At 47.0% G+C, this 20,833-nt stretch carries 20 protein-coding genes; 11 read left to right on the top strand and 9 right to left on the bottom strand.

Features of this window, described 5'->3' with window-relative positions; translation table 11 throughout:
- From bioA to GC130_RS24860, 4 genes are all read right to left on the bottom strand, one after another.
- Nucleotides 1–1,126: adenosylmethionine--8-amino-7-oxononanoate transaminase (gene bioA, locus GC130_RS24875; RefSeq protein WP_152001083.1), on the bottom strand; the 1,126-nt coding region annotated here is incomplete at its 3' end.
- On the bottom strand, nucleotides 1,123–1,758 hold the full coding sequence (gene bioD / locus GC130_RS24870; protein ID WP_152001082.1) for a dethiobiotin synthase: 636 nt from the start codon (nucleotides 1,756–1,758) through the stop codon (nucleotides 1,123–1,125). The genes bioA and bioD, both read right to left, overlap by 4 nt.
- Complete coding sequence (locus tag GC130_RS24865; RefSeq protein WP_226940603.1) at nucleotides 1,731–2,894, bottom strand: 8-amino-7-oxononanoate synthase; 1,164 nt, start codon at nucleotides 2,892–2,894, stop codon at nucleotides 1,731–1,733. Before GC130_RS24865 ends, bioD begins: the two co-directional genes overlap by 28 nt.
- Nucleotides 2,895–2,916: 22 nt before the next feature.
- On the bottom strand, nucleotides 2,917–3,879 hold the full coding sequence (locus tag GC130_RS24860; RefSeq protein ID WP_193217996.1) for a PD40 domain-containing protein: 963 nt from the start codon (nucleotides 3,877–3,879) through the stop codon (nucleotides 2,917–2,919).
- A 114-nt stretch (nucleotides 3,880–3,993) separates the two neighbouring features.
- Here GC130_RS24860 and GC130_RS24855 point away from each other — a divergent pair, with 114 nt between their 5' ends.
- Both GC130_RS24855 and GC130_RS24850 read left to right on the top strand, forming a co-directional pair.
- Nucleotides 3,994–4,950 carry a lipid A deacylase LpxR family protein gene (locus GC130_RS24855; protein ID WP_152001080.1) on the top strand — a complete coding sequence of 319 codons (957 nt, stop codon included), beginning with the start codon at nucleotides 3,994–3,996 and terminating at the stop codon, nucleotides 4,948–4,950.
- A gap of 52 nt (nucleotides 4,951–5,002) precedes the next feature.
- Entirely contained in the window at nucleotides 5,003–5,626 is a 624-nt protein-coding gene (locus tag GC130_RS24850; RefSeq protein WP_152001079.1) for a porin family protein, read from the top strand.
- A gap of 76 nt (nucleotides 5,627–5,702) precedes the next feature.
- Here the strand turns inward: GC130_RS24850 and GC130_RS24845 are convergent, their stop codons facing one another.
- Nucleotides 5,703–7,958 carry a TonB-dependent receptor gene (locus tag GC130_RS24845; protein WP_152001078.1) on the bottom strand — a complete coding sequence of 752 codons (2,256 nt, stop codon included), beginning with the start codon at nucleotides 7,956–7,958 and terminating at the stop codon, nucleotides 5,703–5,705.
- A 194-nt stretch (nucleotides 7,959–8,152) separates the two neighbouring features.
- On the opposite strand from GC130_RS24845, the gene GC130_RS24840 reads away from it, so the two are divergent.
- Together GC130_RS24840 and GC130_RS24835 are read left to right on the top strand one after the other, a co-directional pair.
- A complete protein-coding gene (locus GC130_RS24840) occupies nucleotides 8,153–8,626 on the top strand; it encodes a TonB-dependent receptor plug domain-containing protein (protein ID WP_152001077.1) in 474 nt (157 codons plus the stop codon).
- Nucleotides 8,627–8,674: 48 nt separating this feature from the next.
- Nucleotides 8,675–9,079, top strand: a complete 405-nt coding sequence (locus tag GC130_RS24835) for a VOC family protein (RefSeq protein ID WP_152001076.1) — start codon at nucleotides 8,675–8,677, stop codon at nucleotides 9,077–9,079.
- Here GC130_RS24835 and GC130_RS24830 read toward each other — a convergent pair whose 3' ends face one another.
- Both GC130_RS24830 and GC130_RS24825 read right to left on the bottom strand, forming a co-directional pair.
- On the bottom strand, nucleotides 9,080–10,003 hold the full coding sequence (locus GC130_RS24830) for a bestrophin family protein (protein WP_152001075.1): 924 nt from the start codon (nucleotides 10,001–10,003) through the stop codon (nucleotides 9,080–9,082). It lies immediately after the preceding gene.
- 366 nt (nucleotides 10,004–10,369) lie between these two features.
- A complete protein-coding gene (locus GC130_RS24825; protein ID WP_152001074.1) occupies nucleotides 10,370–11,200 on the bottom strand; it encodes a universal stress protein in 831 nt (276 codons plus the stop codon).
- A gap of 211 nt (nucleotides 11,201–11,411) precedes the next feature.
- On the opposite strand from GC130_RS24825, the gene mtaB reads away from it, so the two are divergent.
- The 7 genes from mtaB (at nucleotide 11,412) to GC130_RS24790 (ending at nucleotide 18,577) form a co-directional block, all read left to right on the top strand.
- Nucleotides 11,412–12,731: a tRNA (N(6)-L-threonylcarbamoyladenosine(37)-C(2))-methylthiotransferase MtaB gene (gene mtaB / locus GC130_RS24820; protein WP_152001073.1), complete on the top strand. Its 1,320-nt coding sequence runs from the start codon at nucleotides 11,412–11,414 to the stop codon at nucleotides 12,729–12,731.
- Nucleotides 12,732–12,841: 110 nt separating this feature from the next.
- Nucleotides 12,842–14,098, top strand: a complete 1,257-nt coding sequence (locus GC130_RS24815; protein WP_152001072.1) for a serpin family protein — start codon at nucleotides 12,842–12,844, stop codon at nucleotides 14,096–14,098.
- Between the two features lie 149 nt (nucleotides 14,099–14,247).
- Nucleotides 14,248–14,814 (top strand): hypothetical protein, encoded by a 567-nt coding sequence (locus tag GC130_RS24810; RefSeq protein WP_152001071.1) that lies wholly within the window; start codon nucleotides 14,248–14,250, stop codon nucleotides 14,812–14,814.
- Entirely contained in the window at nucleotides 14,807–15,094 is a 288-nt protein-coding gene (locus GC130_RS24805) for a transcriptional regulator (RefSeq protein WP_201568274.1), read from the top strand. Before GC130_RS24810 ends, GC130_RS24805 begins: the two co-directional genes overlap by 8 nt.
- A gap of 43 nt (nucleotides 15,095–15,137) precedes the next feature.
- Entirely contained in the window at nucleotides 15,138–15,647 is a 510-nt protein-coding gene (locus tag GC130_RS24800; RefSeq protein ID WP_152001070.1) for a hypothetical protein, read from the top strand.
- 85 nt (nucleotides 15,648–15,732) lie between these two features.
- Nucleotides 15,733–16,449, top strand: a complete 717-nt coding sequence (locus GC130_RS24795) for a M48 family metallopeptidase (protein ID WP_152001069.1) — start codon at nucleotides 15,733–15,735, stop codon at nucleotides 16,447–16,449.
- Entirely contained in the window at nucleotides 16,439–18,577 is a 2,139-nt protein-coding gene (locus GC130_RS24790) for a carboxypeptidase-like regulatory domain-containing protein (protein WP_152001068.1), read from the top strand. The genes GC130_RS24795 and GC130_RS24790 overlap by 11 nt, the downstream gene beginning before the upstream one ends.
- Before the next feature lie 80 nt (nucleotides 18,578–18,657).
- Here GC130_RS24790 and GC130_RS24785 read toward each other — a convergent pair whose 3' ends face one another.
- Both GC130_RS24785 and GC130_RS24780 read right to left on the bottom strand, forming a co-directional pair.
- The gene (locus GC130_RS24785) at nucleotides 18,658–19,701 is read right to left on the bottom strand and encodes an ABC transporter permease (protein WP_152001067.1); all 1,044 of its coding nucleotides are present in this window, start codon (nucleotides 19,699–19,701) and stop codon (nucleotides 18,658–18,660) included.
- A 4-nt stretch (nucleotides 19,702–19,705) separates the two neighbouring features.
- Nucleotides 19,706–20,638, bottom strand: a complete 933-nt coding sequence (locus GC130_RS24780; protein WP_152001066.1) for an ABC transporter ATP-binding protein — start codon at nucleotides 20,636–20,638, stop codon at nucleotides 19,706–19,708.
- Nucleotides 20,639–20,833 lie beyond the last annotated feature (195 nt).

Genomic DNA, 20,833 nt, shown 5'->3' with positions numbered 1-20,833 from the left:
GTATGTCATTGAAATAAGACGTAACACCTGTATTGATATCCAGCGCCAGAATTGTACCGGTAACTCTCACATTTTTCACCCTCGTATCACCGCTTATTTGTTTGCCAAACGCCCGATGCATTCTTTCAATCATCTGACGCTGCCGCAGGCACGATTCATCGAGCAATAGCTTCATGCTAGCAATGGCGGCAGCACACGCCAACGGGTTGGCGGTAAACGAATGCCCATGAAAGAAGGTCTTCGAAAGGTCATCCGTTGCAAAGGCCTCAACAATAAAGTCAGCCACAGCAGTGACGCCCAACGGCAGAAAGCCGCCTGTGATGCCTTTCGATATGCACATCAGGTCGGGCTTATGGGTGGTTTGATCGGTAGCGAAGATAGTGCCAGTCCGGCCAAATCCCGTCATCACCTCATCTGCAATACAGATCACTTTGTTGCGCTGAGCAATAGACATTAGCTCATTCAAAATTGCGGGAGAATACATATTCATGCCTCCGGCCCCCTGCACCAGGGGCTCAAAAATAAAGGCGGCGACCTCGCCTGTAGCGGTAAGCTCATTCAGGCGTTCAAACACCTGAAGCTTATTCTGTTCAGTCGGAAACGGAATAAAGTCGACATCAAACAGAAGGGAACCAAACGGGGCTGTAAACCCTCCCCTGTCACCAACCGCCATGGCCCCAAAGGTGTCGCCATGGTAAGCACCTTCTATGGCGATTAGTCGCTTCTTAGGTGTGCCCAGGTTGTGCCAATATTGAAGTGCCAGCTTAATAGCCACTTCCACCGACGTGCTGCCATCGTCGGAATAAAAAACCTTAGAAAATTTATCCGGCAGCAGAGCCAAAAGACTTTCCGCTACCCGCACAGCCGGCTCATGCGTAAAGCCTGCAAAGATGACCTGCTCCAGCTTCATGGCCTGCTCTGCAACAGCCCGGGCTATGTCTGGCTGCGCATGGCCATGAATGTTTACCCACCACGACGACACAGCATCAAGGATTTTCCGCCCATCTTCGGTGTAGAGGTAGGCGCCCTCCCCTTTCGTAACAACAAGTGGTGCAATAGCTCCCTCCAGCGGCGTGAAGGGGTGCCAAATGAAGGATTTGTCTATTTCCTGAAGCGATTTACTCATTTCCAGTTCTTATTCAATTGTGCTGCATACTTCTTCACCACCTCCGTGTCTATTTTCTCTTCCTGATGGATATGAAGTAGCACAGGCCATCCTGTTTTTGCCATAATGATTTGCTCACTTTCCGGATTAGCGGGGCCGTTGAAAATAATTCCAGCCACGGGCACCTTGTGCGTCTTAAGATATTCTGCCGACAACAAGGTGTGATTGATGCTTCCCAAATAAAGGTTGGCGACAAGGATGACCTCTGCCTTGAATTCTATAATCAAGTCGGAGACAAAATCATAATCATTGAGCGGCACGAGCAAACCGCCCGCCCCTTCAATGATCAGACAATTGTTGGTTTGCGGCAACTTGATCTTCGTCATGCTTATTTCAACGCCATCGGCCTTCGCTGCCGCATGGGGTGAGGCTGGTGTGTTCAGCAGGTATGCCTCTGAATGGAATTGTGTCTTTTCATTGCTCACCAGCGACTGTACCGTATCAGTGTCTCTGGGCATTCCGGCCTGAATCGGCTTCCAGTAGTCGGCGTGAAGCGCTTCACAAACAATGGCACTCACCAGCGTTTTTCCGCTATCGGTACCGATAGCCGTCACAAAATACCTGCTTAGAGTGGCTGGCTTAAAATCTGACATAGTGCATTTATTTCTTCTTCTGTGTTGTAGGTATGCAGGCAAATTCGCAGCCTCTCCTCTCCTTCTTTCACCGTAGGTGCTAAAATCGGGCGGACGTCAAATCCTTTGCTCTGTAAAGCTTTTGCCATAGCTTTTGCCCTTTCGTTGCCCGGCACAACAATAGGTTGAATGGCTGTATTGCTCTGTATTCTCTTCATGTCAGTCTCCTCAGGAAACTGCCTTAAAAACAACGCTATCCTTTGTCTAAGTTCGGCTTGCAGATGCTGGTTTTTCGACAGGTAATTGAACGCCTGCTCAATAGCCACCAGACTATGCAGCGGCATCGCCGTTGTGTAAATAAATGCCCTACCAAAATTGACGAGGTAGTCGATCAGATTCTGTTCGCCAACAATTACTGCACCGTGAACACCCATCGCCTTACCAAACGTGTAAACTCGGGCAAAGAAGGCTTCTTCCAAACCAAGAGCGCAAGCCAAGCCGCTGCCACATTCTCCAAAAACGCCGGTACCATGCGCTTCATCTATGATTAACCTAGCTTCATATTTTTTACAAAGCGCCGCTATCTCCTTCAAGGGGGCAACATCTCCATCCATAGAATACACCGACTCAATCACTACAAAGGTGTTTCCTTCAACAGTTTTCAGCCTTCGTTCAAGGTCAGCAAGGTCGTTGTGGAGAAAGGCAAAAGTCTTCGCTTTGCTCAGCCACGCTCCCTCCTTGAGGCAAACATGGGAAAGCTGGTCGTAGAGAATCGTATCGCCTTTTTGTGCTACAGCAGATATCAAACAAAGATTGGCCTGGTAGCCCGAGTTAAAAACCAGGGCAGCTTCACCTTTAAAAATGCGGGCCAGCTTTTGCTCTAAATCCATGGCAAAGTCACTATTGCCGGAAAGCAACCTGGATCCTGTGCCTCCGTGGGCCGGAGCTCCCAGTTCTCCAAGCCTTCGGGCTATCATTTGTCCAAGCTCCGTTGATCTGGCCAGCCCCAGATAATCGTTTGAAGTAAAGTCGTGTGGCAAATGGATGCCGGGCAGAGCACGTAAATTGCCTTTGGCCTTACGCTCGTCCAACCTTTGCTGCATTTGAGGGGTGATGCTCTTCATAGCCATCACAAAAGTGGATGCTAAAGGCGGCATGCGCAAGAGATTGACAGAATTGTTATTCGTTCACTCCTGTTTCCACAAACACCGGCGCCTGCTGATACAGCGTATCGAATGTTAGTCTTTCAATTGTTTTCTCGTCGTAGTTCATTAGGAAAATATCATAGTTCACTATCGTGTCTGCCCTGATATACCCGTCAAAAACCAGCCACCTGCCGTCGGGTGACCAACTATGCCAGGTAGCATGTAAACTGTCTGGAGTAATTTTCCTCTGGTTCGCTCCGTCAGGTTTGATTTCAAAAATGCTGCTATTACCTTTTTGCACAGAGGCGTAGGTAATAATATCCCTGTTGGGCTCCCATATAGGTGGCGCTGCGTGGTATTGGTACCACATCGACAGTGTATCGTCGGGTGGATAATGAGTTAGCTGCCGAACTCCGCTTCCGTCTACATTGATGATATATAGTTCGTCGACATAACCATTGTCTTTTTTAAAGGCCATATCTGCTCCTCTAAATACAACACGGCTTCCATCAGGCGAGAAACAGGGGTCATTGTAAGAGCGTTTATTGGTATAAATTTTACTAATGAGCTCGCCTGTTTGAGTACTTAATATATAGAAAGCACTATCTCCTTCTACTCTGGGGTTGACAATAATTTCTTTCCCGTCGTTTCTGGTGCTCATCCAGCTATCCTTCAGTCTATAATCAGTAACTTTTCGATGGTTTTTACCATAGGCGTCGGTTTCATATAAGAAATAATAGCGGTGCGTCGTGTCTTTATCAGAAATGTAAAAAAGGCGGTCGCCCCAGGCGTCGTAAGTCCATTCAACTCCAGGTTGATTTGTTACGTTCACCCTATTTTCTCCATTGAGGTCCATGGTAAATACCTCATAGTTATCGTTGGGTTCATCCACAAGCACGTTGAAGGCTATTCTCAGAACAACTGCTGTTTTTTCACCCTCAGTTTGTTGATCACTTGCTGATGAACAACCGGTGAGCGTAGTATACAGTAACAACATTACTCGCAAATATCTATCAAGTCGCATAGTGTAATATCCTTAATAAAATCGACTTTTCATTTGGTAATAAGAGGTTTCTGGTTTCATGTTTGGCAATGGCTATATTAGCCACCAATGAAAACCCGAATATGTCTGCTGCTCATTGGCTTCGTTTGCCTGCTCACCAAAGCCCAATCACAGTCGCTCAGAAGCGAGGTAAACCTCACCATTGACAACGATGCGTTCCTGTTTTCTGCTGTAGACAGGTACTATAGCTCCGGAATATTTGCCACGCTCAAACGAAAAGCGAACCGAAGGTCAGCATTAGCCGCCAGGTTATTCAAAAAGGACAGTACCTCCCGGGAGCACTTCTACTACCAGTTTGCTCATGTATTTTTCACTCCCTATAACCCCAAATGGACGAATCCCGATCAATTTGACAGGCCCTATGCTGGTTGGATCTACCTTCAAACCGGATGGCAGGGCACAGGAAAAAAATCTGTACTCAGGCTATCAGCGGATCTGGGCATGGTAGGACCAGCCACCAAAGTCCAACCGTTGCAGTCATGGTGGCACGACGTGCTCGGCTTCAGAAAACCAAGGGGTTGGAATCATCAAATCAATAACTCACCGTCGCTTCACGCTTCGTTGTACTATCTCCAGCGACTCGTACACCATGAAAACGCCGAGATATACTGGGAAACAACCAACAGACTGGGCACCGTCCTTACCCAATCTATCCAGGGCGTTGCCCTCCGAATTGGGGAGCTGAAGCCAGTAAAGGAGTCGGTTTGGGGAGGCAATAGATTGAGCAATTCGGCAAATCGTCGTCAAGGGATGGAAGAATTTTTCATCTTCATAAAAGAAAGCTTTCGATACAGATTTTACGATGCTACCGTGCAAGGCAATTTTATAGGCCAGCCAAGCCAATATACCGAAACCCTGGAACCTCTTCTTCTCCACCACCAGGTCGGACTAGGGATGGCCTTCAATACATTCGATCTCGTGATGGCCCACAATGTGACATCAAAAGAAACCCCCGAAGCGACGTTCCATCAATACATCACGCTTGATTTATTCTTCCGCTTCTAATAATGCAGCTGCTTTTGTCGTTATTTGCATTCAGGACTAAAAATTTACGAAAATGATCAAAAAGACACTTTTCCTACTAGCTATTGTTGCCTTGGCGGCTTCCGCCAATGCGCAAGACATTAAGATTGGGCCAAGATTAGGGCTTACTTCATCGTCCATAAAAGTGGACAAGGAATCAACCGGAGCATCACTGGGTGCTCAATTTGAAAGCGGCGATGCCAAAATTGGTTTTCAGGGTGGTGCTTTTGCCCGTCTGGGAATTGCCGGATTCTATCTGCAGCCAGAATTGTTGTTTTCCGCAACAGGTGGAGAAATACACGTGAAAGACGTTTCTGCGTCCCTGGACGAAACCAGAGAACTTTCCTTTAAAAAATTGGACGTACCAATTATGTTTGGAAAGAAGTTCGCCAAAATTGTTCGTGTAAACGTTGGCCCTTCATTTAGCTACCTGCTAAAAGCCGAATCAAAAGTAGGTGACATCACGACTGACGTGAAAAATAACTACAGCAACGCCACCGTCGGTTTTCAGGCAGGTGCAGGGCTCGATCTTGGACCTCTTATACTTGACGTAAAGTATGAGGGCAGTCTAAGCAAACTCGGCGATGCAGTTGGTGGCTACAACACCGACCAGCGTCAGAGCATGTGGGTGGTAGCGTTGGGATTCTCTTTCTTATAGGAAGAACCATTCTTAGAAACCAAAGGGGGGTGGAATTGACAAGGCAATCGTCGACTTCCACCCTTTTCTTTTTTGCCTATAAATGAATCTTCAATCCACCATAGTAGTTTCGTGCTGGCGCTGGCTGATAGTTCCTGCCTCCAAACGCATTCAGGTCGTTGCCCCAGCTAAATTTCTGATCCAGCAGGTTATCTACGCCAGCAAACACTTCCAGACTCCATTTGCCTGAAGCGAGTTGCTTCTTCCAACCCAGTCGGCAAGTTACATTGCTGTAAGCATCGGCGTATACGGTGTTATCATCCCTCAACGGTATTTTATCGCTCCAAAACCAGCTCAAATTCGAGTAGAAGTTGCCCTTAAAAGCAATATCCAATACTGTGGCCATTGTGTTGGGCGCCACACCCGTTAGCTTGTTCCCTGAAAAGTCGTCGTCACCTTTTTGGTAATCTTCAAACCGAAAGTGATACCCAGTGTAGGCGACCTGGAGCTTGGAGGAAGCTACAAATGCCGTTGGGTTCTCTGACAAAACTCCGTTTACTTTCAACTCTAAACCTTTTTGGTTTGTGTTGCCAGCATTGTCAAACAGCACCACTCCGTCCTGATTTGTCCGGGTCACGATGGTTCCTTTGAGCTTAAAATAGAAAGCAGTAGCATCCACAAACCATCTGTCGGCAATAATCGATGAACGGTAGCCCAGTTCGTAGTTAGTACCTTTTTCGGCTGTCAAATTCTTGTTAATACTCCCCTCGTTGGTTCGAACCTCGTCTATAGTCGGCGGCGAAAAACCGTTACTCAAAGAAGCGTAGATTGACTGGCGATCAGATAGCTTTTTAAGTACTGCCAGCCTGGGCACCCAAATCGGGTCAAACGAGTTGCTGTAGGTAAATGCAGGGCCAACTTTCGACTGATCTCTGTCAATATCAAATACCTGGTAGTTTCTGCTCAAGCCACCTGTCACCACCCATTCGCCTGGCAGGTCTACATCCAGCTGGGCAAAGGCAAAGTATTGTTTGATCAACAAGTCGTCGTGAAAGCGCAGTGTGTCGGCCTTTCCCATCACGTTGCCAAAGTTGTAAGCGTTGCTCCACCCCTGCTGCCACTCGCCACCAAACGACAAGTGGGCCTGTGCTTCGCCTGCACTCTTGTGCCAGACAAATTTTGTCCTACCCCCCAGTCCAGAGTTAAATTCTCTTTTATAGTCGAGGTTGAATGGATTCTGGAAATCGACATAAGAGTAAAGCAGGCTCGTTTTATTCTCAAAATTGTCGGAAATAACAATATCATTCACCACTCCCACATACACCGACTTCTGGTCAATCGACGAGTTCCTGTCGACACTGCCTGGCCTGGCCTGGCGCCTGTCTTCGTTGAGTTGGTCCAGCGTAAGCCCCCCCGGGATACCGTAGTTGAGGTCGCTGAAAAATGAATGAACGGAAACAGTGTGGTTGGCCGACGGGAACAAATGCGCCGACACCTGTGCCACTTTTCTGTCGGTAAAAGACTGCTCCCGGTACCCGTCCGACTTAAGAGAAACACCTTTTACCTCTATCAGGCTCTTATCACGGCGAGCGGTTCCGGAAAACTGGTGCTTCCACAGGCCGTAGCTGCCAGCCATGCTTTGCCAGGTCAGGCCATTGCCTTTGATGTCTCTGGGATTAGCACTGCTAAGCAAAAGCGTCCCACCTGTTCCAGCGCCATACACACTTCCCGAAGGCCCTTTTAGCACCTCTACTCGTTCTGTGTTCGACAAGTCTAAGATGTTCAGTGGCGTGGTTCCGTTGGCCTCTGTAAAAGGCAGGTCGTTCCAGTATACTTTCACATTTCTCACCCCGAAAGGTGACCTGATGGAGCTCCCCCTTATGGAAATCCGGTAACTTGACGGTGCCCGCTCTTCCATCCGCACACCCGGTAGGGTGTTGAGCGAAGGCACAAGGGAGGTTTCGTTGAATTTGGCCAGATCGGCAGGCTGTAAGTAGGCTATTGGCGCTGCCTGATCGATCAGCTCCCTTTCAAAATCAAAGCCTGTTACTTCTACAGCTTGCAGCATCTTTTCCAACGGCTGCATGTACACCGTTTGGCCTGCCTTACTTATCACCATTTTAGTGGATATGTAACTGACATGGGAAAGCAGCGCTTCCACAGGTAGTTCAGTTGTGAGTACAGCCTCACCATTTTCTGCTGCGACCGCCTGGCCAGACTTCAGAGTCACTACAGCTCCCTCTATCGGCAGGTTAGTTTCAGCGTCTATCACAAAAACCGTCGACTCCTGTACCTGTTGACGAGCACATACTACTCCCGGAAGTAAGAGAAAAGCCAGATATAGTTGTTTCACTTTTATCAGTTTTAAATTTATCTACTGTTTGTAAGAGGTTTCGTTCAAAAGTAATCACTTGAAGTCCACATTACTCAATAATTTATACAGACGAGGCTTTTTAATTGTCAAAAATTGTTTTTCGCCAGCTCATTGACGGCCATTTTTCGTAATTTCATTGAAAATAGCTTACCACCATAAAACGTATCATACCTATGAAAACATTTTTTACTTTCAACCGCTTTATCGCCACATCAATAGCGATTGTGCTTCTCTCGTCTTGCGCTGCCAACAAAACGGCCTCCACCACAGAAAGTAGTGATGACAGCGATACAATATCTATCAAAATGGACGACTCGTCTGACACAAAAGCCGGCAGTGTCTCGTCGATGAACAATAACAGCATGCAACTGGTGGATTACTTGCGCAGAATTCCGGGTTTGCAAATTGACCAGCGAGGCAGCAGCGTAAATGTAATGGTGAGAGGAATGTCCTCTGTTGGAGGAAACAACAGCCCATTGTATGTTATCAATAACACAGCCATAGGCAACAGCTATGCCGACGCTGTGAGTGCTGTTGATGTGAATGACATCAAAACTGTCAATGTTATCAAAGGTGCTGAAGGCCAGCAGATGTATGGCATGCGGGGATCCAATGGTGTGATTCAGATTTTTACCAAGAAAAAATAAAGCAACGACAAAGTTGACTTCTATTTCAGGACGGTGAATCTTTGTTCTATGCAAAAAGATTCACCTTTCTTTGTTTCCGGGGTTCACCACATCGCTATTATTTGTTCTGACTACCCTGCCTCAAAGAGATTCTACACAGAGATTCTTGGGTTTGAAACGCTTAGAGAGGTTTACAGAAAAGAAAGAGATTCCTGGAAGCTTGATTTAAAGATCAATGGGCTTTATCAAATAGAGCTTTTTTCGTTCCCAAACACACCCGAAAGACCGTCAAGACCTGAAGCTTGCGGCCTAAGGCACCTGGCTTTAAAGGTAAGCAATATAGAGTTGGCCAAAAGCTATCTTGAATCCAGGGGCGTTGATTGCGAAGACCTTCGGGTTGATCCGCACACCGGCAAAAGGTTTACGTTTTTCAGTGATCCGGATGATCTTCCCATAGAGTTCTACGAAGACTGATCAATGCACCTTCTCGTAAAGCTCTCTTTTCACGTCCTCTTTAAGTGGGCGTTCATCCAATAATATCTCAAACACATTGTTCTTTATGTTATGAGCGATGTCGCCGGTGGGTAAGTCATTACAGTCTATGCCAAAGGGCTCCTCCACCTCCTCCGCCATTAGCTCAAGGCCGAGCAAAGCGAAGAAAATCACCATGACAAGCCCTATTGTGTGGTAGCCAAAATCGGCGATCATGCCATAGGGAAGCATTACTCCATAAATCGTTATAAAGAGTTTGATATGCACCGCATAGGAAAAAGGAATAGGCGTTTTCTTGATTCGTTCACAGGCACCCAGTATATCGAGCAGAGCGTTGTGATGAATTTTCATATTTATCGCATCAGCCTCCGACAAAACGCCGGATTTTTGCAGCAAAACCATTTTCTTGTTCAGCCATAGGGAGATGTGATTAGGCTTGTGCTTCTTAGGTTCCAACTCATTCAATTCTTCACTTGAAAGCATCAAAAGGGCGTCTGTCCGCACTCCGTCTCTGAGATGATCCCTCAAAGCAATACAAAAGTTGGCGATATGCTTCGCAAAGAATTTGCGGGTATCCTTGTCATCCGCCGACAACAGACTCTCCACCATGATAGCATAATTGCGGCAGTTGTTCACCAGCGCACCCCATTGTTTGCGTCCTTCCCACCACCGGTCGTAGGCGGTGTTGGTTCGGAAAACGAGGAGAATACTCAAAATAACGCCCAGCAGAGAGTAGATGCCCGAATGCAAATTGGATTCCAGTCCATAAAACTGATAGACAAAGCAAACCAAAGCCGTATAGGAACCAATCAGCCCCACACCGAAAACAATTTTCTTCATTGTATAGCTCCTGGTGAAGTTCACCATGTCCTTTACCCAGAAGCGATTCGATTCATATACTATCATAGTACGTCGGGTTTGGCTAAGTAAAACGGCCTGTCAGCAAGCCTTCTTTCAAATTTGGGTTGCTGGCCTTGAGAAGTACGAAGAAAAAACTCAGGGTCTTTTCTTGTCTTGCCTTTGTGATACAATTCGTTTCCTTCAAGCAAACGTTGGGTTGATGGCTTCATCAGTTCACTTTCAGTTTACAATTAATGATTCAAACTAAGCAGAAACACTTTTGATTCAAATAACTAATCGTGCAAACAATTTTTCTTGTGCCCAACCAGTCAAAGCAACACAGAAGCCAAGCCAGCTTTTATGAAACAAAAAGCCAGCCCTTCCAAATAACTCGCAGATGGAAGGGCTGGCCATTCAAAGAACCCAGCTAGCCTACTTTATGTTCATACTCAACACCGGAAAATCGGAATGGTAAACGAGGGTTTCCGTCACGCCAAGCAGATAGTGCGGAATATGCCTATTGCCGTGAGTGACCAATGAAATCATGTCTGGCTTAGAAGTAAGACTGTAGTTAAGTATTCCCCTGTCAGGTAACTGATGATTGTAAACAGCCTTGCTGAATTTCACCCCAGGATACTTCGCTATAAATCTGTCCATTATCTGATTGATATTGTCGTCATTCTTAAAGTCTGTCGGCGTGTTGATAAACACCATCTCAATCTTTGCCTTCACCGCTTTGGCCACGTCCAAAATTTTCTCAAAGGAAGCATTGACATTCTCAGCAAAATCAGAAGCAAACAGTATTTTTTTGAATGTCTTTCCCTTGAAGTTTTTCTTGACTGTGAGCACAGGACACTGCGCCATTCTCATTGTCTTTTGGGCATTGGAGCCAATAAACAACTCCTTCGGTTCGTCCGGCCCATGCGATCCCATCACCACAAGATCTGCCTTCACTTTCTTGTTCGCAAAGTGAACAATTTGCTCATAAGTGTTTCCGGTGACAAGGTGAGTGTGAATCTTCAGTCCTTTAAGTAACGGCTTCCACGACTCTTTCTCCAGTTGACTTTCTGCCTTTTCTATATTGGCCAGTGTTTCCGGATACGACGCCCTTTTCTCTATTGGCAAATGCGCCCAGTCGATGTTTGTTCTTACTGAGTGAAGCAGATGTATCTCTGCCTTGGCCTGCCTGGCTATGAGTGCTGCTACTCTAAGCGCATTATTGGCACTGGATGAAAAATCGGTGGGAATGAGTATCGTTTTCATGACTGAATGGGTTTTGCGTGAGAATTGGTACTTTGTCAAGCTAGCCAATCATATTATATCTCCTAAAAACTTTAATCACCTCAATTTCTGATTCTTATCACCTCATTAGCCCATCCCTTTTCGCAGGATACGATGGATTCACCAAGACCCACGTATCATCTTTCCGCTGCCAATACCGATTTTGGTCTAATCTCCTTACCTTTGCCCTCCAATGAAAAAAGTGGCATTCTATACCCTGGGCTGCAAGCTCAACTATTCTGAGACCTCTACGATCGCACGCATGTTCGAAAACCGTGGCTATCTGAAGGTCGATTTTTCTGATTCTCCAGACATTTTTGTCATTAATACCTGCTCGGTGACGGAAAACGCCGACAAGAAATGTCGCAAAGTGGTGCAGGAGGCCAAGAAGATTTCTCCGGATTCGTACGTAACCATCGTTGGTTGCTATGCACAGCTGAAGCCGGTGGAAATATCGGAGATTCCCGGGGTGGATGCCGTGCTGGGTGCTGCTGAAAAATTCCAGTTGATCGACTACCTGGATGGATTCCAAAAGAAGGAGAAGCCTCAGGTGTTCGCTTCCGAAATCAAAGAAGCAAAGCGGTTCAATCACTCTTATTCCTACGGCGACCGTACCCGCACTTTCCTCAAAGTACAGGACGGCTGCAACTACGGCTGTGCATTCTGCACCATTCCTCTGGCCCGTGGCAAAAGCCGCAGTGACAGCATAGCAAACATTGTTGCCGCTGCCAGAGAAATCGCCGCCACCGACGTGAAGGAAGTGGTGCTCACAGGTGTCAACATTGGTGACTTTGGTATTCAGGAGGGCCGCAGGGTGGGAAAGTTTCTGGATTTAGTCAAAGCGTTGGATGATGTGGACGGCATTGATCGTTTCCGTATTTCGTCCATTGAGCCCAATTTGCTTACCAAAGACATCATCAGCTTTGTCGCAAAATCCAAAAGATTTGTACCGCACTTCCATATCCCTCTTCAGTCGGGCTCCAACAAGATCCTTCAGCGCATGAACCGCCGCTACCTTCGGGAGCTTTATGCCGAACGGGTAGCTACCATCAAAAAACTAATGCCTCATTGCTGCATCGGAGTAGATGTCATCGTGGGCTTCCCTGGTGAAACGGAGGAAGACTTTCTCGAAACGTATCAGTTCCTGAACGAGCTGGATATCTCCTACCTGCACGTGTTCACCTATTCCGAAAGAGCCAACACCGATGCCATTGAAATGGACGGTGTAGTGCCTATGAAAGACCGTAACAAACGCTCCAAAATGCTCCGCTCCCTTTCTGAAAAGAAGCGCCGTAACTTCTACGACGAAAACCTGGGCGGACAGTTTACCGTGCTGTTTGAGGAAGACATTGAAGAAGGCATGATGCATGGCTTCACCGAGAATTACATCCGGGTGGCTGCCAAATACGACCCCATTCTGATCAACGAGACCAAAAAAGTGGAGTTGCGTGAAATCAACGACCGTGGTGTTGTGGAAGTAACAGAAGCTGAAGAAGAGATACTGGTTCATTAACCTTTCTTCGATACGGTTCTACCTGCACCAATTTTTTTTTCTTCAATTCTACATCACCAACCATTATTCACGGGGAGGGGTCTTATATTCCAAAGCTTAATCCCCTTGTTATGAAACACCTACTGGCCAGCATCCACAAGCTTACCTGGGTGAGCCTGCTTGTTACTACCCTCATCAGCGGCTGTTCGACCGAAGAACCCGTTAGCAATATTCCTAACCTTCGAACGCTGTCGGTGCCGGAACAACAGGTGGCATCGGCCTCGAACAATTTCTCTTTCACTATTTTTTCCCAAATCAACAAGGAACATCAGAGCGACAATATCTTCATCTCCCCTTTTAGCATCAGCGCTGCTCTTTCTATGACTACCAACGGTGCGGAAGGCGACACAAAATCAGCCATCAAACAAGTGATTGGCAATGCTGACGTGGCAGATGATGACATGAACGAGGCTTACAAAGGCTTGCAGGGTTTTCTGCTCGATGTAGACAAAAAAGTGGCTCTCGAAATAGCCAACAGCAACTGGTATACAAAGGAATATACCATCAAAAGTGGTTTTAAGGATATATTGCTCAACTATTACAACGCCGAAGTAAAATCTGCCGATTTCAGAGCACCGTCCACAGTAGGCGACATCAACGGTTGGATTGAAGACAAAACCAACGGAAAGATTCGGGATATGCTGGACCGTATCCGGGACGACGCCGTGATGTATCTCATCAATGCCATTTATTTCAAAGCCGACTGGCAGTATAAGTTCGATAACTCAAAAACGACCAAGGCCACTTTCTATGCGCCGACCGGTGAAACGGAAGTCGACATGATGTTTTCGAAAGGTGCCAGGATTAACTATCACTACGGTGAAGATTTAACCATGATAGATATCCCTTATGGTAATGGACAGTACAGCATGACCATTTTCATGCAAGCCGGAAGCAGGAGTATTAACCAAATAATTGAAACATTTGACGGCGCAACGTTTGCCGACTACCTCGACAAGGCAGACACCATCACAGCAGAGCTCTACCTGCCCAGATTTAAACTACAATTCAAAGAGGAGCTTAAAGAGACACTCTCCGACATGGGCATGGGTATCGCTTTTTCCGAAAAGGCCGACTTTTCCAATCTGTTTGAGGAGAAACTGGCCCTGGCTATCAGCCGTGTACTGCATCAATCATTTATAGAGGTAAATGAAAAAGGCTCGGAAGCAGCGGCCGCCACCATCGTCGAAATAGTGGAACTGTCCTCAAACTCCACCCCTCACCCTAGAATCTTCCGTGTCGACCGGCCTTTTGCTTTTTTTATCAGAGAAAAGCACAGCAACGTGATCCTTTTTGCCGGCAAGATGCTCTTGCCTTCTTCTAATTAGCTGCAATCACTCAGGCCGACACTTTCAAAACCCTCACCGGCATCCTGCCGAAACCTGTTTCAGTGCGTGTTTACATAAAAAAGTGATAAATTAGTTTATAATATAAACTAATTTACTCTACACTCGTATAAGTTTAGAAAAACACTTATATGAAAGACAAACTCACACACCAGGAAAGCTTGTCGCTAATCACGGAGATGATTACACAAGCGAAACGCAACGTGGCCAAGGGCGGAAGTAATCAGATACTCCTCTGGGGCTGGACAGTTGCCTTTGCTAACTTTGGGCACTACGCACTTGCCTTGTCAGGTATTCCCCATCCCTATATGATCTGGCTTATTACAATTCCGGCGGCCATTATTTCTGTCGTTATGGGAATGAAGATAGGACAAAAGGGTGCTGTTGGGCACATTGATCGGGTCTATGGCAGGGTGTGGATGGCAGCTGGAATCAGCATGGTGATCTGCCTCGCTATGATGCACACCATTAATTTCAACCACAATGGTGTTATCCTACTCATCGCTGGAATGGGTATGTTCATCACTGGAAGCTTGTTAAAGTTCACACCAATTGTAGCGGGGAGTTTTGTTTTATGGATAGCCGCCTTAATTTCCTTTAATTTGCCCGAAATACAGCAGTACCCACTTTCAGGAGTTGCTATCTTATTGGGTTACCTGATTCCCGGATACTTACTAAAAAGAGCCGAACGTGGATAATTTTGAGCCATTAGATCCCCTATTGCATTCGCAACTGCGTTTGGCGGTGATGTCGCTACTGATAAGCCTCGAGGACGCCGAATTTACCTTCATCAAGGAAAAGACACAGGCGACTGCCGGCAACCTCAGTGTGCAGCTCGACAAGTTGGAGCAGGCCGGGTACATCAGCATCTCCAAGTCTTTCAAAGGCAAAAGACCCTTAACGACTTGTAAGATTACCACAACAGGTATTAAAGCTTTCGAAGCGTATGTTACGGCTTTGAAGAAGTACCTCCCATAATTTTTTTATCAATTTAGTTTACAAAATAAACTTATTTATAATCATGAAAACTGTCATTCATTTAATACTCGTCATATTACTCGCTCCCTTCATAGGTTGGGCGCAGGCCCCTGAAACAGATGTCATCGCTAAAACGGAAGTCACCAGGCTTGGCTTTATCACCGGAAGGTGGCAAGGCAAAGGATGGATGTACGGACAGGATAGAGTCAAGCGGGAGTTTGATCAGGTGGAAGACATCAGATTCAAACTCGACAGTACGGCCATACTGATCGAGGGAAAAGGCATAGCTGAGGGCAAAGTCATCCACAACGCCATGGCAATCATTTCCTGGAACAAAACGGATAACAACTACTCATTTTACTCCTATCTATCCACGGGGCGGAAAGGTGAATTCAAAGGCGAATTAATTGGAGAGGAATTCTACTGGTACCCCGCTGAAAATATGAGATACATTATCTCCATTAACAACAAAGGCCAATGGTATGAGAAGGGGGAGATCAACATGGGCACTTCATGGTTTCAGTTTTTTGAAATGACGCTTGATAAACAATAAACCGACTTGCTTAGCGCAAGCCTTACCGCCTTACTGAAAGGCAGCATTTTCACAATCCATTCTCCTACACAAATTTAGCTACATCATGAAAAAGCTGACGATTTTTACAATCACCATTTGGCTAACAGGGTCGATTGCTTTGGCCCAAAACAGCAGAGACACATATCAGGCATACTTAAGCTCACTAACCACGCTGTGGGAAACAAGCGTTAGCAGGCAACAAACAGCTTACAATCAATCGAAAAGTCCCCAAGACCTATTTATGCTGGCCCTTACGCAGTACGGCCTTCTCAACAATACCATGGCTGACTCCGACGAGACCCTATTCGATAAGTACATTGATGCCGCTGACAAAAATCTCGACAAGCTCATTGAACTAAACTACAAGTCAGCCGAAGCGAAAGCCATTCAATCGGCTGTTACCGGCCTAAAAATTGCCTACTCAAGCTGGAAAGGGATGTTCCTGGGGGCTAAGAGCGCCAATTTGATTGATGAAGCTATGGACGAAGCGCCTGGCTCTCCTGTTGTGCGGAAGCTTCATGCCAGTTATTTGTATTTCACTCCGGAGATGTTTGGAGGCGACAAGGCCCTGGCCACCTCGGAATTCACTAAGGCGGTGGAGTTGTTTGAAAAGGGAGACGTATCAAACAACTGGCTGTACCTCGATGCCCTTGCCTGGTTAGGAATAGCATTAAATAATCAGGGAAAAAAACAACAAGCCAGAGAGGTCTACCAAAAGGCATTGGCCATTGCTCCCGACTTCAACTGGGTAAAATTCGAATTGCTTCCCAATGCGAAGTAACGTGTCGTCACCATCAATTTTTGTGACCATTGTCCTGGGAGCCTGGTTTTCTGGCCCAGTCGTGGCACAGCCGTCTTCTGCTTCCGGCAAAGTGATTGATGCACGTGACGGCACGCCGCTCATTGGAGTTCACATCATTAGCTTTAGCAATTGGCGAACTGGCACCACTACCAACGCCGAAGGTATCTTCACTCTTGACATGGGACAATTTGGATCAGCCGATACGCTCATTGTACAGTATATGGGCTATGGCGAGAAGCTCGTGACCTTAAGCCAGCTTCAGAAAAACGCTACAGTTAAGCTGGAGCCGAAAACCCAAAGCATGGAGCAGGTCACCATAAATGCGGAGCGAATCATCGCCGAAGAATTTGTAGTAAAAAAGATATCAAAGCTGGATATCTACAAAAACCCGAGTGCCAAGGCCGACCCACTGCTGGCTGTGAATGCGATGCCATCAAGCACAACAGTGGACGAAACGGCATCTGTCAGCTTTCGGGGAAGCAGCCCGGCAGAAACAGGTGTTTTCTTTAACCATGTGCCAACCTACGATGCGGTGCGGTTTGCACAACTCACCGGCATTGGAACTTTCAGCTTCTTCAACACTGAAATGATTGGCTCACTTTACGTTTTTCCTGGCAATCCACCCCTCGAATACGGCAATACCTCATCGGGCCTGATAGCCATTGAGACCTCCAATACCATTGTGGAAAAAAACCGGACAAGCCTCTCACTTTCTCTCGCCAACCTGGGCGTCAACCATCAGCAACGCATCAACGACAAACAGAGCATTATGGTGTATGGTAACTTCCAGCCTTCAGGCCCGCTTCGTGCCCTTAACCGAGTGTCGCTCGAAAGGATCAAACGCTTCGAAACCCGTGAAACAGGTGTCCACTATATCAACCAGCTTGCACCGGGGCTGTCGCTAAAATCGTTTCACTATGTACTCAACGAACGCTACACCTTCGACTTCAGGGTACCCAGTTTTAGCGGCGACTTCCTCCAGGAAAAAAAACGCACCTTTCACGTGGTGAATCTCATGAAACGTACAAAAAAAGGAGCGATTGGAATTAACGGCGGTTTCAACGCAAGCCAAACTGAACTTGGCTACAGCCGCTTTACATACAGAATCGGCAACACCGACAGCTATGGGTCGGTCACCTATACTGTAGCGAAAAAAAGAGCGGGATGGAAGGCCGGTGTGGCTTATGACGACCGACTACAGAAGTTTTCCGGGCTGGTTCCGGAGTTCCAATACGCCGTTGGGGAAACTGCCCCTGCAATGAACGTCGCATCGGTTACCGGGCGAAAAATTTTGGATGCCTTTGCCAGCTACAAATACACGCCTTCGAAGCTGCTTGCTTTTGGATGGGCACTGCGAAAAAACATCCCATTGGCAGGGCAGTCTCACACGCTTTCTCATCAGTCGTCGGTAAGCATTCAGGTTAACAAGAAAAACAGATTCACCGTTGGCAGCGGCACGTTTCATCAGCTTGCATTACTTCAGGGCGAAGGCGTTTCCAAAATCAAATCGCAACAGGTGGCTGTTGATCATTCGCTCTCAGCAGGCAGGCTTTCAGCAGCCAATGCGGTGTTTTTCAAAAAAATTAAAAAAAATGAAACTGCCGCCAGGGTGCTGGGGATAGAATCGTATTGGTGCTATAAACTGGCTGAAAAATGGCTGGCCGATATTTCTTACACAGGTATTGAAGCCACCGAAAAAGAAAACGGAAACACAAAAAAGGCGATATATGATCTCGATTTTTTTATCAGAGGTGGCGCCCAATGGAGCAACCGTGGGTGGACGGTGGGCTGTAGGTATATTTTCAGACAAGGCACCTGGTTTTATCCTGTAGTGGGCTCCACTTACAACAACCGGTTCGACGTATTTGAACCACTCACATCACCCTTGCAAAGCCGCCAACCGACCTACAACCTTATTGACCTGAGCTTTTCAAAACTGCTGCCACTGCCGAAGGACGATGGACTGGTATTGTTTGCATCGGTGAGCAATATGGCCGACTTCAAGAACGTGCGGGACCGGGCCTACAGCGCCGACTATTCTTCCTTCGAAAATGAGCTTTTCAACCGCCGGACTATCTACGCCGGGCTGATGTGGGTTATTCAATAGTATTATTTAGTAGCCTGTTCTACGTTCAGTTGCCGGTTTGCATGAAATGACCAGTTTCAAAACGGCATCAATCATTTTGCTCAGTACCATTTAAACACCTTCATGCCTATCGACATGCACACCAGCCCAAGCCCGGCGAGCACACCCACAGGCAACACGATCTGACTCCACCCTGCTCCCTCGATAAATATGGCCCTGGCTGTGTCGGCAAAAATCGTCAGTGGAAACAAGCGGATAACACTCACAGCCCAGTCGGGAAAGCCATGGTAGCTGAAAAAGATGCCTGACAGAATCATCATAGGCATCACTACGGCATTCAAAATGCCATTGCCCACGTAGGTATTGTCGGTTCGGGAGGCCGTGAGAATGGCGATGCCAGCAAATGCCAGGGTGCCCGACAGGTAGAGTACGACAAGTGCGGAGAAGCTGCCCTCAATATGGATATCGAAAAAAAACCATGAAAAAACCACGAGTATCGACGCCTCAATGGCGCTCATCACGGTTCGTGAAACCAGAAGGGCCGTCATGAAGTGGGCTTTTCGCATTGGAGTTGCCACCATGCGCCTCAGCAGCATCTTCGACCTTTTCTCAATCAGGCCATAGCTGATGCCCCACATGCACGACATCATCACTCCCATGGCCATGAGACCCGGCACCAGAAAATCGATGTATCTACTGCCGATCTCCTTCAGTGGCACCACATCTTCGCCGTTTGACAGTGTTTGGTTTCCGTTCAGTGCGGCAGTCAGGTTGATGTAAGCCAACTGTGCTTCTGGGTTCAGCGGATCAAAATGATACTTGTAGTCCTCCCCTTCTTTTTTCACAATCAAATCGACCGTTCCTCTTTTTAGCAGAACCAACCCTTCGTCAAAACCTACATTCAGGAACTCGTAGTTAGTAAAGCCCGTGGTTTCGTTGCCCACTTTCTTGCTCCAGCTTTTTTCCTCAGTTTGATCATTCCCTACAAAAGCGATCTTTTGATTCAATTCCCCCTTCTGGGTAAAGGCTAGCCCCAAGCCGCCTGCCATCAGCACAGGAAAAAAGACTGCCCAAAAAACGGCCCCCGGCTGGCGCAGGAACTCCCGAAAGTTAGTCAGAACTAGCAATACGATAGGATGCTTCATTGGATTATTGGTTGATGTGGCGGCCGGTCATGGAAGTAAACAAATCGTCGAGCGTCAGCTTCCGGCACTCCAGTGAATCGATCTGGATTTTCTCTTGCTGCACATACAGCAGGAAGTCTGGCAAGAACTTCACTATGTCGGTAACCAAAAGCTCTCCGCTCAATGTATCCTTATCGAATGTGTAGTTTAAAATGGCTTGTTGCCCGGGCAAAACATCTCTCTCCATTGGTCTGTCAACAGTGAAGTCAATGATCTCGCCTTTCACATGCTTTGAGAGCAGCTGCTTCAGCGTGCCTTCGGCTAAAATATTTCCCTGATCCATGATCACAATTCTGTCACACAAATAGGCAGCCTCTTCCATGTAGTGTGTTGTGAGGATCAACGTCGTGCCCTTTCTTTTTCTGAGGTTCAAAAGGATGTCCCATAGTTCTCGTCTGGCATTGGGATCAAGGCCAGTGGTGGGCTCATCCAGGAGCAAGATTTCCGGCTCATTTAATAGCGAGATACCCAATGCCATCCGCTGCCGTTGGCCTCCCGAGAGTTTGTCAGTGAAAGCCTTCTGCTTTTCGGTAAGGTTCACCAACTCCAGCACCTCCTCTACTCTTTCGCTGCCCAGCCCGTAAAAGCTGGCAAACAGCTCAAGCGTTTCTCTCACTCGCAGCTTTTCTATGAATCGGGTCTCCTGCAACGATAAGCCAATGATTTGGTGCAGTTGCCCGGCATGTTCAGCCCAAGTCATACCCTTGAGTTTGATTTCCCCAGAGTCGGGCTTTTGAATGCCTTCGATCATCTCAACCAGGGTGGTCTTGCCGGCACCATTCGGGCCAAGCAGGGCCACAAACTCTCCCTTGTAAATGGTCAGGTCAATACCGTTCACCGCCTTCACATCCTTAAAGTGCTTGATCACTTGCCTGGCCGCAATCTGTACTTCCTTCATGCTTTCTGATTTTCACAGCAAGTTAAATGGAAAAGTACTTTTCTTACTAACGAAAATCCGCCAAAACAAAGCTGATAGTTCCCTCCTGCACGGAAATATCCGTTTCGCTATCTTTCTATTCCAGAAAATCTGTACATTACATGATATGGTGTCCGCCGCCACTGACTGGAATACCTCTGACTTCCGCTAACGAAT

It is taken from the genome of Imperialibacter sp. EC-SDR9 (assembly GCF_902498805.1).
In the GTDB taxonomy this organism is placed as follows: Bacteria; Bacteroidota; Bacteroidia; order Cytophagales; family Cyclobacteriaceae; genus Imperialibacter.
The sequence above is the reverse complement of the archived record's forward strand: the minus strand, read 5'-3'. Positions and strand labels throughout refer to the sequence as shown.